Source organism: Salinicoccus halodurans (assembly GCF_900114445.1).
Classification (GTDB): Bacteria; Bacillota; Bacilli; order Staphylococcales; family Salinicoccaceae; genus Salinicoccus; species Salinicoccus halodurans.
The window spans coordinates 266,244-281,671 of sequence record NZ_FOTB01000004.1; the positions used below are offsets into that span (position 1 = coordinate 266,244).

At 46.7% G+C, this 15,428-nt stretch carries 14 protein-coding genes and 1 riboswitch; of the genes, 1 reads left to right on the forward strand and 13 read right to left on the reverse strand.

Going from position 1 to position 15,428, the window contains the following annotated elements; translation table 11 throughout:
* Positions 1-98: 98 nt before the first annotated feature.
* From BM271_RS09900 to nrdI, 12 genes are all read right to left on the reverse strand, one after another.
* Positions 99-932 (reverse strand): iron ABC transporter ATP-binding protein, encoded by an 834-nt coding sequence (locus BM271_RS09900; protein ID WP_046789391.1) that lies wholly within the window; start codon positions 930-932, stop codon positions 99-101.
* Positions 929-1,888 carry an iron chelate uptake ABC transporter family permease subunit gene (locus tag BM271_RS09905; RefSeq protein ID WP_052749808.1) on the reverse strand — a complete coding sequence of 320 codons (960 nt, stop codon included), beginning with the start codon at positions 1,886-1,888 and terminating at the stop codon, positions 929-931. The genes BM271_RS09900 and BM271_RS09905 overlap by 4 nt, the downstream gene beginning before the upstream one ends.
* Entirely contained in the window at positions 1,881-2,849 is a 969-nt protein-coding gene (locus BM271_RS09910; protein WP_046789390.1) for an ABC transporter permease, read from the reverse strand. Before BM271_RS09910 ends, BM271_RS09905 begins: the two co-directional genes overlap by 8 nt.
* Before the next feature lie 158 nt (positions 2,850-3,007).
* Entirely contained in the window at positions 3,008-3,685 is a 678-nt protein-coding gene (locus tag BM271_RS09915) for an SDR family oxidoreductase (RefSeq protein ID WP_046789389.1), read from the reverse strand.
* Positions 3,686-3,788: 103 nt separating this feature from the next.
* On the reverse strand, positions 3,789-4,205 hold the full coding sequence (locus tag BM271_RS09920) for a FixH family protein (RefSeq protein ID WP_046789388.1): 417 nt from the start codon (positions 4,203-4,205) through the stop codon (positions 3,789-3,791).
* A gap of 903 nt (positions 4,206-5,108) precedes the next feature.
* Positions 5,109-5,576, reverse strand: coding sequence for a 6,7-dimethyl-8-ribityllumazine synthase (ribH, locus tag BM271_RS09925; protein WP_046789387.1), 468 nt, complete (start codon positions 5,574-5,576; stop codon positions 5,109-5,111).
* 14 nt (positions 5,577-5,590) lie between these two features.
* The gene (ribB, locus tag BM271_RS09930) at positions 5,591-6,763 is read right to left on the reverse strand and encodes a 3,4-dihydroxy-2-butanone-4-phosphate synthase (protein WP_046789386.1); all 1,173 of its coding nucleotides are present in this window, start codon (positions 6,761-6,763) and stop codon (positions 5,591-5,593) included.
* Positions 6,756-7,361, reverse strand: a complete 606-nt coding sequence (locus tag BM271_RS09935) for a riboflavin synthase (protein ID WP_046789385.1) — start codon at positions 7,359-7,361, stop codon at positions 6,756-6,758. The genes ribB and BM271_RS09935 overlap by 8 nt, the downstream gene beginning before the upstream one ends.
* Before the next feature lie 5 nt (positions 7,362-7,366).
* Positions 7,367-8,401: a bifunctional diaminohydroxyphosphoribosylaminopyrimidine deaminase/5-amino-6-(5-phosphoribosylamino)uracil reductase RibD gene (ribD, locus tag BM271_RS09940; protein ID WP_046789384.1), complete on the reverse strand. Its 1,035-nt coding sequence runs from the start codon at positions 8,399-8,401 to the stop codon at positions 7,367-7,369.
* 156 nt (positions 8,402-8,557) lie between these two features.
* Positions 8,558-8,699, reverse strand: a riboswitch (FMN riboswitch).
* 127 nt (positions 8,700-8,826) lie between these two features.
* The gene (gene nrdF, locus BM271_RS09945) at positions 8,827-9,801 is read right to left on the reverse strand and encodes a class 1b ribonucleoside-diphosphate reductase subunit beta (RefSeq protein WP_046789383.1); all 975 of its coding nucleotides are present in this window, start codon (positions 9,799-9,801) and stop codon (positions 8,827-8,829) included.
* A gap of 32 nt (positions 9,802-9,833) precedes the next feature.
* Complete coding sequence (nrdE, locus tag BM271_RS09950) at positions 9,834-11,939, reverse strand: class 1b ribonucleoside-diphosphate reductase subunit alpha (RefSeq protein WP_046789382.1); 2,106 nt, start codon at positions 11,937-11,939, stop codon at positions 9,834-9,836.
* Positions 11,902-12,309: a class Ib ribonucleoside-diphosphate reductase assembly flavoprotein NrdI gene (nrdI, locus tag BM271_RS09955; RefSeq protein WP_046789381.1), complete on the reverse strand. Its 408-nt coding sequence runs from the start codon at positions 12,307-12,309 to the stop codon at positions 11,902-11,904. Before nrdI ends, nrdE begins: the two co-directional genes overlap by 38 nt.
* A 361-nt stretch (positions 12,310-12,670) precedes the next feature.
* Here nrdI and BM271_RS09960 point away from each other — a divergent pair, with 361 nt between their 5' ends.
* Positions 12,671-13,525 carry a DMT family transporter gene (locus tag BM271_RS09960; protein ID WP_046789380.1) on the forward strand — a complete coding sequence of 285 codons (855 nt, stop codon included), beginning with the start codon at positions 12,671-12,673 and terminating at the stop codon, positions 13,523-13,525.
* Between the two features lie 54 nt (positions 13,526-13,579).
* Here the strand turns inward: BM271_RS09960 and recQ are convergent, their stop codons facing one another.
* On the reverse strand, positions 13,580-15,370 hold the full coding sequence (gene recQ / locus BM271_RS09965) for a DNA helicase RecQ (RefSeq protein WP_046789379.1): 1,791 nt from the start codon (positions 15,368-15,370) through the stop codon (positions 13,580-13,582).
* Positions 15,371-15,428 lie beyond the last annotated feature (58 nt).

Consider the following 15,428-nt stretch of genomic DNA (forward strand, 5'->3'; position numbering starts at 1 on the left):
TCCCGTTAAGTATATTTTTAGCCCCCACTAAAAACTACAAAAAATACATCCGATTAAAGCTGCCACCACCTCCTTTAAGGGGTCTGAACACACTCATGCTAAGCCCTGAGCTGTTCATGCTGGACCGTCTGTGCATATTCCTTTGCATCGTTTTCAGTGACGTCACCGATCTGGTCATCGAAGTATATGCAGATGTTATGTCCGAAGATGCACTGGATGTTTATCTCCATCTCATAAATCTCCTCCAGTATGCTCTTCTTGATGACTTCGTGTTTTGTTCCGCTGATGGCGATTTTGCCGTTTTTCAGTGCCACTATGTTATCGGAATAGCAGGATGCAAAGTTGATGTCATGAATGACGATGATAATCGTTTTATTCTTCTCGCGCACGAGTCTTCTCAAAATCTGCATGATCTGCACGGAGTGCTTCATATCCAGGTTGTTCAGAGGCTCATCCAGGAAAATATATTCGGTATCCTGGACAATCGTCATCGCAATGTATGCACGCTGTCTCTGTCCGCCCGAGAGTTCATCTATATAACGATCCTCGAGCTCTTCCAGTTCCATATATTCGATCGCTTCATCTATGACTCTGTGGTCTTCATCCTTCAGACGGCCTTTGGAGTACGGATAACGGCCGAAACTTACAAGCTCACGCACTGTAATTTTAAGTTCAAGATGGTTCGATTGTTTAAGTATCGAAATCTTTTTGGCCAGTTCATTGTTCGGCTGGGTGAATATGTTGTCGCCTTCAATTAATACTTCACCGCTGTCTTTATCAAGCAGCCTCGTGATCATGGAGATCACCGTACTCTTACCCGCGCCATTCGGACCGATCATAGAAGTAATCTTACCTTTTTCAATAGACAGTGATACGTCGTCAACTACTTTCTTCTCGCCATATGATTTAGCAATATCTCTTACCTTTATCATATTTTACTCCTCCTAAGCATTAGATAAATGAAGTATAATCCACCAACCAGATTGATGATGATACTCAGTTCCACTCCGCCGTCGAACATGAACTGTATGATCATCTGCCCGAACACCAGTGTAATGATACTGATCATGGCAGAGCCGATGATCAGATAGACGTGCCTGTAGGTGCTGAACACTTCGTGAGCGATGTTCACAACAAGCAGTCCCAGGAACATCATCGGCCCCACAAGCGCCGTTGCAGCAGATACAAGGACCGCGATGATGACAAGCAGCTGGGACACCTTCCTGTCATAGTTCACGCCGAGATTCATTGCGTGATCCCGTCCGAGCGACATGACATCAAGCGAATTGAAATCTTTGAGCACGAACAGGATTGACACAAGGACGATGATCCCGGTAATCCAGAGCAGTGACTCGTCAACTGCACTGAACGAACCGAACAGATTATTCTGCAGAATGAGGAAGTCCTCAGGACTGATCATCATCTGCATGAATGTTGCCAGATTGCCGAATAAAGTACCAAGGATGATACCGATCAGCAGCAGCAGAAATACGTTGTTCTTTGTAAACTTGAATAGAAATTTGAAAACGAATAATGTGAATATCACGAGCAGCACCATGCTGACAAAGTAATTCGCCTTGCTGTTCAGCAGTATCGCCGATGAGGCGCCCCCGAAAAATATCATGGATGTCTGTATAAATACATAAACGGAATCCAGTCCCATTATGGACGGGGTCAGAATCCTGTTTTTGACTATTGTCTGGAATATCACTGTGGATACTGCGATCGCCACACCCACAATGACGATTGCCGCAACCCGCTTCGCCCTCGAAGGGATCTGATAGAAGAAGATTGCAGGGTTCAGATCATAAAGCATATACAGGACAATCGATGCGACTGCACCTAGAGCGAGTATCAAAATCAGTTTTTTATTAGTCATTTTAAGCATCTGCACCGGCCCTCCTGAAAATCAGGAATAAGAAGACGAATCCGCCGATGATCGCGATGGTCAGCCCCACCGAAATCTCATATGGATAAATGACTACACGGCCTATTACGTCACATATCATAACGAATATCGCTCCAAGCACCGCTGTAAGGAAAATGGTGCTCCGGAGATGATCCCCCCTGAATACCGAGACGATATTCGGGACGATCAATCCGAGGAACGGCAGCATCCCGACTGATACTACGACCAGTGCAGTGATGACTGCTGTGATGAACAGCCCTATGTATAGTACTTTCTGGTAATTAAGCCCCAGGTTTTTGGAAAAGTCCTCCCCCATCCCTGCGACGGTGAATTGGTGTGCATACAGCAGCGCCACTATGAAAAGTGGAATGCTGATATAAAGTATTTCGTATTTGCCGGCGATAAGCGTTGAAAAACTCCCGTGCATCCAGCCGGAAATCGCCTGCAGCATATTCGTTCTGATTGCGAGGAATGTGCTGACGCTCGCGACCACGCCGCCCAGCATCAGTCCAATCAGCGGAACGAAGATGATATCTTTGAATTTTATTCTGGAAATGATCTGCATGAAAAGCAGTGTACCGACAACCGCAAGTACTGACGCAAATGCCAGTCTGCCGAGCATGCTCACGCCCGGAAAGAAAACCAGGCCGATAAGGATGCCGAGCTGGGCCCAGTCCATCGTCCCTGCAGTAGTCGGAGAGACAAATTTGTTGCGTGTCAGCTGCTGCATGATCAGACCGCAGACCGCAAGTGACGCACCGGCGATAATAATGGATACAGTTCTAGGCAGCCGGCTGTTGAGAAGTATGCCCTGCTGTTCTTCTGTCAGACTGAATAAATCCCTCGGGCGCAGTTCAACAACGCCTACAAACATAGACAGAATAGAAAAAATCAAAAGTAAAACTATAAGTACGTCTAATCTGAATAATTTTCTTATCATAGAAAGCCACCTTAAATGATAATGATTATCAGTGATAACCATGAGTCTAATTATACAGTGAAATATTTGATTTTCAACCGAAGTTTGAATATTTTCACACAAAAAAACCAGCCGCTTGGATTACTGGCTGGTTTTGGTCACAATTCGTTAACAATTATCTAATTGATGATGATTGTTTCACCCGTTGGTGCTTTCCCCGTGCCGGACAAAATGGACATTACTGTACTGATCGCCTCCGGATTTGAACGTTCGGGCGATTCGCCCTCTTTGATCGAAGGGCGGTAACTGAGTGCATATACATCCACATCTTCTTTTCTGAGCTCTATCGCTGTAGAATGTGTGAGTGCTTCAATGGCTCCGGTTACTGTGTAATATAAATTTCTTTCAAATACATCTTCAAATGACGGTTCAATGACATTGATGATCTTCGCATCCCGTTCATCCTTCAGCATCGGACGGAGCGTACGGATCCCGAGATATGTCCCCCAGACATGTTCATACATCACCTGGTTGAACTCATCAAAGGAAACATCATACACCGAACGGTTCTCTGTGAATATCGTATGTACGAGTATGATGCCGTTCAGTGTACTGAAGGCTTCCTGTATTTCTTCCATGATGGCCAGCCAGTCGATTTCCTTAGACTGCTCCAGCATAACCACCTTATGGTTTCCTTCTGATTTTTCCTGAAGTTCTCCCAAGAGGTTATCCAATTCAATATGGTCGACGCCGGCCAGAATAACGTTCGCACCCTGTTCTGCAAGGTGCATGGACATCTCCCTGCCCAGTGATTTTGCTGCGTTCGACACAATATACGTCTTATCCTGCAACTCCATGGCTACCTCCTGATTTTATGCTTCTAATTATATATATATTGTAAACCTTAATGGCGGACAATACAATCAAGAGCAGCTGTATACAAGGGCGTTATACGGGGCGTTATTCCACCGTGACCTGCTTCTCGGGCATTGTATGGAGCTGGAAGGCATCCACATGGGAAATCACTGTAAAGTCCCCCGTCTCTTCAAATGTATACTCGATTGTATACAGGCCGTCTTCAGAGTGTTCCGCTTCAATCATGTCAAGGCTTTCACCATCTGCATCCAGTACCTCGAACCTGACTTTATCCGCATCCGTCACGTCTTCTCCGTTGGAATGGACATGGGCTGTAAATTCAGCAGTATCTCCGGCTTCAGCCGTTTCAGGCACTTCCAGATCGACTTCCAGAGACCTTATTTCGTCATCCCCTTCTTCCTGGGAGCCGTAATCCTTGTTTTCGGTATTGACATCATTGCCGCAGGCCGCCAGCATCATTACACCTGCGAACATTGCCGTCATCAGCATTTTTAATTTCATATGCGATATCTCCTTTTCCTATTCATAAGTCCGTATTTCGGTTCAAAGACCCGATTTCCATTTTAGCATGTGTAATATACCAGAATTTGACCGATATTTGAAAGTTGGTTGAAGGTATTGTGACGAATGTGTGTGGGACGGGTATGCGCCGTTCCTTCTCATTGATTCGCAAAAATTGATGAGATAATCCTGGTTACAGACAGCTGTTATCATCGATTCCATTTTGGTGATAAGGGAGAGGCCATCACTTATTGTCGATTCTGTTTCAATGATAAGAGAATCCGGCCTCTTGTTCTCGGTTGCCGACCGATCATAAGAGACCATAACGCTCCTGTCTTCGATTTTATTTCGATGATCACGCAAGCGATTCTCTTATTGTCGATTATAAATCAATGGTGATAGGACCTTCCTTTCTTATTAACGATTTCATTTCGATAATAAGCCGGCTTTTTCTCTTATTGTCAATCAAGAATCAACGGTAAGCGCCTGTGCCGCTCCTGTCTTCGATTTCATTTCGATGATGTCCCACTCCCTCACCTCATAGAATAAAAACCATTGAGACGACATGCCCCATCACGCCTCAATGATTCCGAAACATTAATATGAGGACAGCACGCTCACCTTAATGGAATACGCCCGATAATGTGTAACTCCTTTCTTGCATCATCGAATAAAAATCGTTGAGACGAGATGCCACCTCTCACCTCATCGATCTGGAAACGCTGAGGTGAACGCATCATTCTCACCTCAATGAACAACGAACGTTGAGGCAAGGCTCCGCCGCTCACATCAACGATCGAAAAACGATAAGGCGCACGGGCCCCACACACATCAGCAAACAGCTCCCTCATCAAAAAACCGGAACACTGCATTGCTGCAGTGTTCCGGTTCCAATAAAATCTGTCACCCTTTAATCTGTCCCATCAGATTCGCCATTTCAATAGCGCCTGCCGCGGCATCTGCACCCTTATTGCCCGCTTTTGTACCCGCACGCTCAATTGCCTGCTCGATGTTCTCTGTGGTGATGATGCCGAACATCACCGGCACACCCGTAGTGAGCCCTGCCTGAGAGATGCCTTTTGCCGCTTCATTACATACATAGTCATAGTGTGTCGTGCTGCCGCGGATGACACAGCCGAGTCCGATGACCGCATCGTATTTCCCTGACTCTGAAAGTGTTTTTGCAGCGAGCGGGATTTCAAACGCTCCCGGCACATATACAAGATCGATGTCTTCTGATTTTACGTCATGGCTGATGAGCATGCCTTCAGCTCCCGACACAAGCTGTGAAGTGATGAAATCATTGAATCTTCCTGCGACAACCGCAATTTTCAAGTCCGTACCAATCATTTTCGTTTCGATTTTATTCATTTTATATTGTCCTCCTAGAGTAGATGTCCGAGTTTATCTTTTTTCGTTTTCAGGTAATCTTTATTCACAACATTGGCTTTGACGATATGGCTGCGGCGGTTGACCGAAATGCCTTCATCTTCAAGACCTCTGATCTTCCTTGGGTTATTGCTGAGCAGGGTGACTGCTTCGATGCCGAGCTGTTTCAGCATCTCCGCTGCGACATCGTACTCCCTCAGATCCGCATTGAACCCAAGATGCTCGTTGGCACTGACTGTATCATATCCCTGTTCAATCAGTTCATATGCTTTCAGCTTGTTGATCAGACCGATGCCACGCCCCTCCTGCCTCATGTAGAGGATGACACCGCCTTCGCTGCTCATGATCTTCATCGCACGCTCGAGCTGATCTCCGCAGTCACAGCGTTTGCTGTGGAAAACATCGCCCGTCAGACATTCCGAATGGATGCGTACATTCATTTTTTTCGACAATTCACCATGTACAAGGGCAAGATGTTCTTTTCCTGTACTGTTATCCACGAACCCGTACATTTTGAAGTCGCCGAAATCCGTCGGCAGTTTGATTGTGCTTTCGAGGGTCACACCTGAATGCTGTTTCATATATTTTTTCAAGTCTTCAATCGTAATCATTTTCAGATCATGTTTTTCCTTATACGCTTCAAGGTCATCAACTCTCGCCATCGTGCCGTCGTCATTCATGATTTCACAGATGACACCGACGGGTGACCCTCCGGCAAGTTTCGCAAGATCCACGGCCGCTTCCGTGTGCCCCATCCGTTCAATGACTCCCCCGTCCTTCGCAATCAGTGGAAATACATGTCCGGGTGTATTGAACTCCGTTTCCTTCACGTCGTTTTCCGCCAGTGCACGGATCGTATCGAACCGCTCATGGGCACTGATGCCTGTCGTTGTGGATACATGGTCCACCGACACCGTGAACGCCGTGCCGTACGGATCGCTGTTGCTCACCGCCATCGGTGAAAGCCCGGCTTTACGTGCGATTTCCGCCGTCACCGGTGTACATATCAATCCACGCCCATGAATCGCCATGAAGTTCACTTCGTCCGCTGTAATAAAATCTGCAACTCCGACGAGATCCCCCTCATTTTCACGGTTCTCATCATCGACCACAACCACCAGCCTGCCCTGCTTCAAATCTTCAACTGCCGCTTCAATGGAATCAAACATTTCCAACACCTGCTTCCAGTAAATGTGCTACATGCTTCATCAGCATATCCGCTTCAATATTGACAAGATCACCCTGTCTTTTTCCTGAAAGCGTCGTTCTGTCCTGCGTCTCAGGAATCAGATTGAGTATTATTTCCGATGATTCCCCATCGACGTCAAACAGCGTCAGGCTGATACCATCTATCGCAGCCGATCCTTTTTTAGACATATATTTCATCAGATTCCCGGGCACTTTGATGCGCATTACCATCGCTTCTCCATCATAGCTGACATCCGTAATTTCACCTGTGCCGTCAACATGCCCGGAAACAATATGTCCTCCGAGTCTTGCAGAAAGGGTCAATGCACGTTCGAGATTCACCTTATCTCCCTCTCCTGTTGTGCCGAGACTGGTGATACGTTTCGTCTCATTCACCATTTCCACCGTAAACGAACCTTCTTTGATTTCCGTTACGGTCAGACATGTACCGTTTACGCTGATGGAATCCCCCAACTCAATATCATTGAAGATTCCTGACGCTATTTCAAATACAGTAAGTGCGCCCGTGTCTTTTAACTTCTCCACTTCGCCAACCTGTTCGATTATTCCTGTAAACATACTGCTCAAGCCTTTCTGTAGGTTATTTTAAAATCCGGCCCGAGCTTTTCAACATCCACCAGTTCAAGCTGCACTGCCTCGTCCATGGAGAAGATTTTCTCCCTGTACAGACTGTGCATCGATTCACCAAATATTTTCGGGGCAACATATAAAAATATCTGATCATATAATTCTTCTTTTATAAATGAAGTGAGTACTGAAGCGCCGCCTTCGACAAAAATCGAAGTCAGTCCCATCTCATACAAGTCGCGGAGCACTGCCGCTGGACTCCAGTCACCGGTCTTGACATCACACCGGTCTTCATATTTTAAATTATCTTCATTCGTCGTATAAATGACAGGACGTTTCGGATGCTTGAAAATCTCAAGATCTTCCCTGAGCGCACCTGCACCCAGCAGTACAACCGGTCTCGGTGAGCGACCGCCGCCTTCAATTCTCGTCGTCAGCCTCGGATTGTCATGCAGCAGAGTATGCGCACCGACCAGGATTGCATCGTGGACATTCCGCGCCTCGTGCACATCCATTCTTGCCGCTTCACCCGTGATCCATTTGCTTGTACCGTCGTGCAGCGCCAGTTTCCCGTCCACGCTCATCGCACATTTCAGTGTGACATTCGGCCGCTGTCTGACCAGATGATTGAAGAAATCCCTGTAAAGCGCCGCCGTCTCGTCATCCGGAGTATGTTCCACACTCACTCCGGCATTTGCGAGCACCTCATGACCGCTCACTTTAGGATTAAGGTCTTTTTCAGCGTAGAAAACATTCCTGATGCCCGCTTCGAGGATCGCATCGGTGCACGGCGGTGTCTTTCCGTGATGGGAGCAGGGTTCCAGCGTCACATAAATATCCGCACCCCGGGGGTCCATGTTACATGATTGGAGCGCCTGCCTCTCTGCATGCGGCTGTCCGTAGCCGTAATGCGCACCCATTCCGATGATGCTGCCCTCTTTGACGACGACGGCGCCCACCGGCGGATTCTTCCCTGTCTGTCCTTTTGTCATTTTGGCAAGATCAAGTGCCTTTTTCATATATCGATTCAAGTTCTTCCCTCCTGAATATAAAAAAGCCGAAGGATATCAATCTATCCTTCGGCGTCATTTAATGTATGCGGAAATAAGCATTGCCCGAAAGCAATACCAAATATAGCGTATTATCCCAAAGGACGGTAATGACCGTTTCCAAAGGTACGCTGCATCTCATTCTCTCTCCCATCCAGACTTTGACTGTCGGCTTCAGACTTGCACTGAATCAGCCGCACCGTAAGAAAACAGTACGGGTCGCGGGCTCGCTTTAAAGCTTACCGCCGGTTGGGAATTTCACCCTGCCCCGAAAGAATCATAGTATTCAGTTGAAAAACTCTACCTTAATCATATGTTATTTATATGGAATGTCAACACAATTGCTCTCATAAGAAAAAAATGCATGAAAAAGCCTCTGGAGGTTTTGACTTCCAGAGGCTGAAATCTTATTTTACATCATCAAAAATGAAATCTTCATCCTGTATCGGCTCTACATTAAGCGCCAATACATAACCATCACCTTTGACACTGAAGAAATCATGGTTCTTCGTCGTCGTATCCAGTGCATTCTCGATGATCGGGTTGAATGCCTTCTCTTCGAAGTAAGCATCGAAACCGAGGTTTGCGAGTGATTTATTCGCATTATACTGAACATAGTTCAGGACATCTTCCGTAAGACCAAGCTTGTCATACAGATCTTTCGTGTATTTCTCCTCATTGGCATAAAGTTCTTTCAGGAGTTCATACATCTCTTTATCCGCACGTTCCTGCTCCTCGTCTGAAAGCTCTGCTTTCAGCATCTGCGCATCCAGACCGGTGAACACACCGTGTATGGACTCGTCCAGCAGGATTTTCCTGATGATCTCTCCACTCGTCGTCATCCTGCCCTGTCCCGCCAGATACAGCGGATAGTAGAACCCGGAGTAGAACAGGAAAGATTCTAGGAAAACACTGGCGACACGTGCCATATACTGATCGTATACAGATGGGTCTTTGCCGTACAGCTTATGGTAGCGGCTGACGATTTTATCAGCTTTGAACGCCAGCTGTTCGTTTTCAAGCACCCAGTTATCCAAAAGATCATTTGTCTCTTTAGACGGAAGCAGCGTCGTAAAGATATGGGAATATGATTTCGCATGGACCTGCTCCATCATTCCCATGAATGAATATACCGCTTTTTTCCTGAGGTCTTCCGTGTGGAGCATGATGAGGGGCATCCCGTCATCCGCCTGGTGGGTGTCGAGGCCGGTCAGTCCGGCCAGCACTTTTTTGAATGTATCTTTTTCAGCATCCGACATGCCTTCCCATGAACCCAGATCTTTTGAGACTTTGAACTCGGTCTCCACCCACATCTGTGAGATATTCTGACGCCAGAACACGTTTGTCATGTCGTCTTCTTTATTCCAGTTTACTGCAATCATTGTAAAGGCTCCTTTGCGATCGATCTTTTAGATTATACGGAACAGCTTGTGCATTCTTCCACACTGAGCAATTTATTTCTTGTGTAATAAAGTGATTTCAGCCCTTTGTGGTGTGCATATATATAAAGTTTCGCCAGCTCTCTCGTAGAGATTTCAGAGTTCACGTACAGAATCGTACTGATGCCCTGGTCTACGTGCTGCTGGATTGTGGCAATCATGTCGATGAGTTTCATCTGATCCGTGTTGAACGCACTCTTGTAGTACCACATTGTTTCAGGCGACAGGAACGGCATTGGATAGAATGTTTCAGAGTTGCCGTAAGTCCTGCGTTCGATCGTATCTACAATCGGCATTACTGAGCTTGTTGCGTTCTGCACATAGGAAATGCTCTGTGTCGGCGCAATTGCCAGGCGGTATGCGTGGAACAATCCGTGCTCCATCACTTCCCGGCTGAGCGCTTCCCAGTCCTGGGTCGTCGGAATGTGGATGTCAGCGAACAGTGATGCCACTTTATCTGATTTCGGCTCCACAGCAACAGCCATATACTTCTCGAAGTATCTCCCTGTCGCATATTCCGATCTTTCGAAGTCTTTGAATGTCTGCCCGCGCTCTTTCGCTATCATCATTGATTTTTCCAGCGAATAGAAGTTGAGCATCATGAAGAATACGTTGGCAAAATCCCTTGCCTCTTCGGCTTCATAGTTGATTTTATTCTTTGCGAGATAACCATGCAGGTTCATCGCGCCAAGTCCCACCGAGTGGAGCTCGTCGTTCGCTTTTTTGACACCTGGTGCATTCGCGATCGCAGTGTCGTCACTGACTACAGTCAATGCCTCAATGCCCTCATGGACGGATTCACGTATTTTACCGGAATCCATCACATTCGCAATGTTGAGGGATCCAAGGTTACATGAAATATCCCTGCGGATTTCGTCATCCGTACCGTAATCATTGATTGTGGAAGTTTCCTGAAGCTGGAAAATTTCAGTACACAGGTTGCTGATTTTAATCTGTCCGACTTCTTTCAACGGATGCACTTTATTGGCGTTGTCCTTGAACATGATGTACGGATAGCCGGACTGCAGCTGTGTCTGGGCGATCGTATTCAGCATCTCACGCGCATCGAGCTTGCGTTTCTTCACTTTGTCATTCGCTACAAGCTCATCATACATTTCATCGAGATTCATATCATCCAGTGTCTGCCCGTATTCACGCTCTACCGTATGCGGTGCAAACAGATAGAAAGGCTCGTCATTTTTAGCCAGATCGAAGAATTTGGATGGCACGACAAGGCCTGTGGAAATCGTTGCAAGACGGATATCTTCGTCTGCGTTCACTTTTTTAGTATCCAGGAATTCAGGTAGATCGTAATGGAAGATGTTCAGGTATACCGCACCCGCACCTGGTCTCTGGCCGAGCTGGTCAGCATATCCGAAGCCGCCTTCAAGGGACTTGGCAACCGGCAGTACGCCCTTGGCCACCCCTTCGATGCCTTTGATTGCTTCACCGCGTGCGCGCAGTTTGGACAGGTTGATGGCAACACCGCCGCCGATCTTGGACAGCTGTTTCGCTGTGGAATCGATATAGTTGATGGAGTTCAGGCTGTCGTCCACTTCAAGGAGGAAACATGAAACCATTTCACCGCGGCGTGCACGTCCGGCGTTCAGGAATGTCGGTGTCGCAGGTTGGTAACGCTGTTCGATCATTGACAGGATGAAGCGTTTCGCCTGTTCCACATTGCCTTTGGAAAGATACATGCTCACGATGACCACATGCTGTTTGTAGTCTTCAAGGTATTGTTTTTTATCGTTCGTCTTAAGTGTATAGTCTTTGAAGAACTTGCTCGCAGCCATGTAGCTTTTGAATTCGAAAGGAATGGATGCTGCATATTCAACGATTTCCATCACAGCTTCTTCTGAATACTCTTCAAACAGATTATAGTAGAAGTCGTTGTCCACCAGATAGTGCAGACGCTCAAGCTCGGAATCGAAATGGATGGTCTTATCCTTCACTTCCTCCTTGAACACCTCAAGTGCTTCCTGGTCCTTGCCCAGTTGGTAGAATCCGGTCTCGTCGCGCTTCGTGACTTCGTTATTCAACTCAATGTGATTGTATTTCTTCTCGTCTAATACTTTCATGTATAGCCCCTGCCTTTTCAATGAATTCTTCTCTGTCTCCCGGAGTACCATGCAGCTCGAATTTTAATAAGAGAGGCACACTGTACTCATTGCTGATGTGTTCTCCCGCCATTGCGTAGTGAGCACCCCAGTTACGGTTTCCGCTCGATGCCACCGCCAGCATCCTCCGGTGGTTCACACCGAGGAAAGATTCGACTTCCGCCGGTACACCTCCATATCCGTAGGTGCTTGTCACCAGGATGAACGGCTTATTCACCGGTTCGTTCTTGTTCCCTGACTTTATCTCATGGACTTCGAAATGTTCACCGATACCGGAATTTTTGACGAACCGCCGTACGTTTCCTGTCATGGAATAGAATGCGATAAGCATACCATCCCTCCCCCTTCTCTCATACTGGCAGAAATAAAATAAACGAACTTGCGTTCGAATCATTTTCTCAAAGCCTTATTTTACATTTACACTTTCCAGCACGGTTCCAAACACTATATGTTGTGTTTTGTTGTAATTTTAAACACTATATGTGCTCTTTACAAATCCTATGATGCCATACATTTTGGGTTTAGGCAAAGGAAAGATTTGTAATTTCATAGAAATATATTCACATAAAAGAGCCCTAACTCTCTCCACTCATATGTTATACTGTACCCATGATTTTTTAAAAATTTTTTGGTAAAATTCTTTGTGCTCATAAGTATGAAACTTTATATTTTAAATTGGAGGATCACTTTTAATGAATAGCACAGTTAAGGGGATTATCGCCCTTGTCATTTCATCACTTGGTTTCAGTCTGATGGCAGTTTTCGTCAAATACAGCGGCGATCTTCCGACTGTACAGAAAGTGTTCTTCAGAAATATAGTATCCATGCTGATGGCGTTCGCCTTTGTCATATACTATAAAGAAAAATTTTTCGGACATAAAGAAAACCAGCTTCTGCTCATCACCCGCTCCACTTTCGGAGTGATCGGGGTCGTCCTCAACTTTTTCGTCATCGACAGGATGGTGCTGAGCGATGCCGATATACTCAACAAGCTCAGTCCTTTCTTCACAATTCTTCTGTGTGCGGTATTCTTAAAGGAATATGTACGGCGCTATCAGGTCATTTCCATCATCATCGCATTTGCCGGCGCGATTTTCATCATCAAACCGTCAATGTCGAGTGATACCGTCTATGGACTGATTGGGGTGGCCGGCGCTTTATTTGCTGCCGGGGCCTACACAGTGCTCCGGGTGCTTGGCAGCCGTGAAAAATTCTATACGACAGTGTTCTATTTTTCATTCTTCTCATGCGTCGTCCTTCTGCCTTTCTTCATCTGGCAGTTCGAGTCCATGACCACGGTACAGTTCTGGGCACTGATCCTTTCAGGTGTGTTTGCAGCCATCGGCCAATTCGGCCTGACGATCGCCTACAGCTTTGCCCCCGCCAAGGAGATATCCATCTTCTTCTACTCGACGATCCTATTTACCGCGATTTTCAGCATCGTCGTCTTCGGCGATATTCCGGACATACTATCCATCATCGGCTATATCATCATCTTCGCAGCAAGCTATTATATGTATATGAAGAACAAACCCGTCAAAATCTAATACGCTTAAACAGTCAAGCCGGTCCTTTAAAGAGGGCCGGCTTCTTTTATGGGTTTATTCCGTCACAAAGACCCCTTCTTTATGTGAACGGATTGTTTCAAGGAAATGCGGACAGTAATGCTTCAGCTTGTAGCTTCCGACACCCTGGATGGTCACCATGTCCTGTTTGGATCCGGGCATCTTTTTAGCAAATTCCCTGAGTGTCGCATCCGTAAAGATGTCCTCTTCATGCACTTCATATTTCTCTGCGAGTGCCTTCCGGGTCTCCGTAAGTTTCCGGAAGAACAGCTCATTCGGCGAAGACGCCGTACTGACATCCACTTTTTCATTGAAGTGTTTGCGGAACGGTACAGTCTTGAGGACTGCTTCCCCGCTCAATACCGCTTCACTCCTCGGGACAGTATATAAAAGTTCCTCTTCAATGTGGAGCCAGCCCCTGAAAATCAATTCTTCCAGCACGTGACTGATTTCGCCCGTCAGGTAATTTTCCATCCTGCCGAATGACTCCAATTCCTCCAGGCTGTGCGATGTGATGTTTTCCGACTGCTCGCCCCTCAGCACCTGGATGATCTGCTCCCTGGTCAATGGAAGCTCGCAGACTTCGACCAGTTCCACGATGACTGCTGCTTCCGATGTCATGTCATAGACCCGTTCGGGATTTTTACAGTTGGAGCACGTCAGGCATTCCTCCACATATTCATCCGGATCGAAATATTTTGTGATGAAACTGCTCAGACATTTGCTGGTCCGGCTGTACTGGATCATTCTGTCGAGCTTTGCCCTCATATGATCTTTATACTGGTCTGAGGAGCTCGACCGGTCGATGAAGAACTGATGCAGGTTGACGTCACGCGGACTGGACAGCAGTATGCATTCACTCACTGCCCCATCACGCCCGGCACGGCCAATCTCCTGATAATAGCTCTCGATATCCCCCGGCAGATTATGGTGGATGATAAAACGGATGTCCGGCTTATCGATCCCCATGCCGAAGGCGTTCGTTGCAACAGCGATATCCTTCTCACCTGATACGAACTGCTGCTGGTTGCCGTTACGTTCTCCCTTGCCGAGACCACCGTGATAAATAACGTTATCCACACCGTTGTCTTTTAGGAATAACGATATCTTCTCCACTTCCGCCCGGGTGGCGGCATATATGATTCCCGAGACATCAGACCGCTTCTGTATATAGGAGAGGATGAACTGTTCCCTCTGATATGTCCTGTTCACACTTAGATGGAGATTCTCCCTTGCAACGCTTGTAGTAAAGACATTTTCAGTTTCTATCCCGAGGAGTTCCTGGATGTTTTCCTGGACTTCCAGAGTGGCAGTGGCTGTTAGTCCGATGGTCACCGCATCCGGCAGAAGCTTTTTCAGAATCGGTATGATGCTCTGGTAGCTCGGTCTGAAGTCATGTCCCCATTTGGAAATACAGTGCGCTTCGTCAAATGCAATCAATGGCACGTCAAGGCGTCTGATCAGTGCATTGAATTCTTCACTGTTGAACCTTTCCGGAGCGACATACAGGAACTGGTAATGTCCTGCTTCCAGATCCACCATCAGGGAATCAATTTCCTTTTTCTTGAGCGTCGAGTTCAAGTATGCTGCGGGAATGCCCTGACTGTTCAACGCCTCGACCTGATCCCGCATCAAAGAAATCAGCGGGGAGATCACCAGAGTAAGGCCAGGGTACTTCAGCCCCGGGACCTGGAAACAGAGTGATTTCCCCGACCCCGTCGGAAGTATTCCTAGCGTGTTCTTCCCTGCCATCACCGAATTGATGATCTCTTCCTGTTTTGGTCTAAATTTATCGAATCCAAAATACTGTTTTAGAATATTTCTCATGTCAAAACCATTCCCACCATATGCCGTATTTGACCGGCATTCGTTTTTACTGATATAT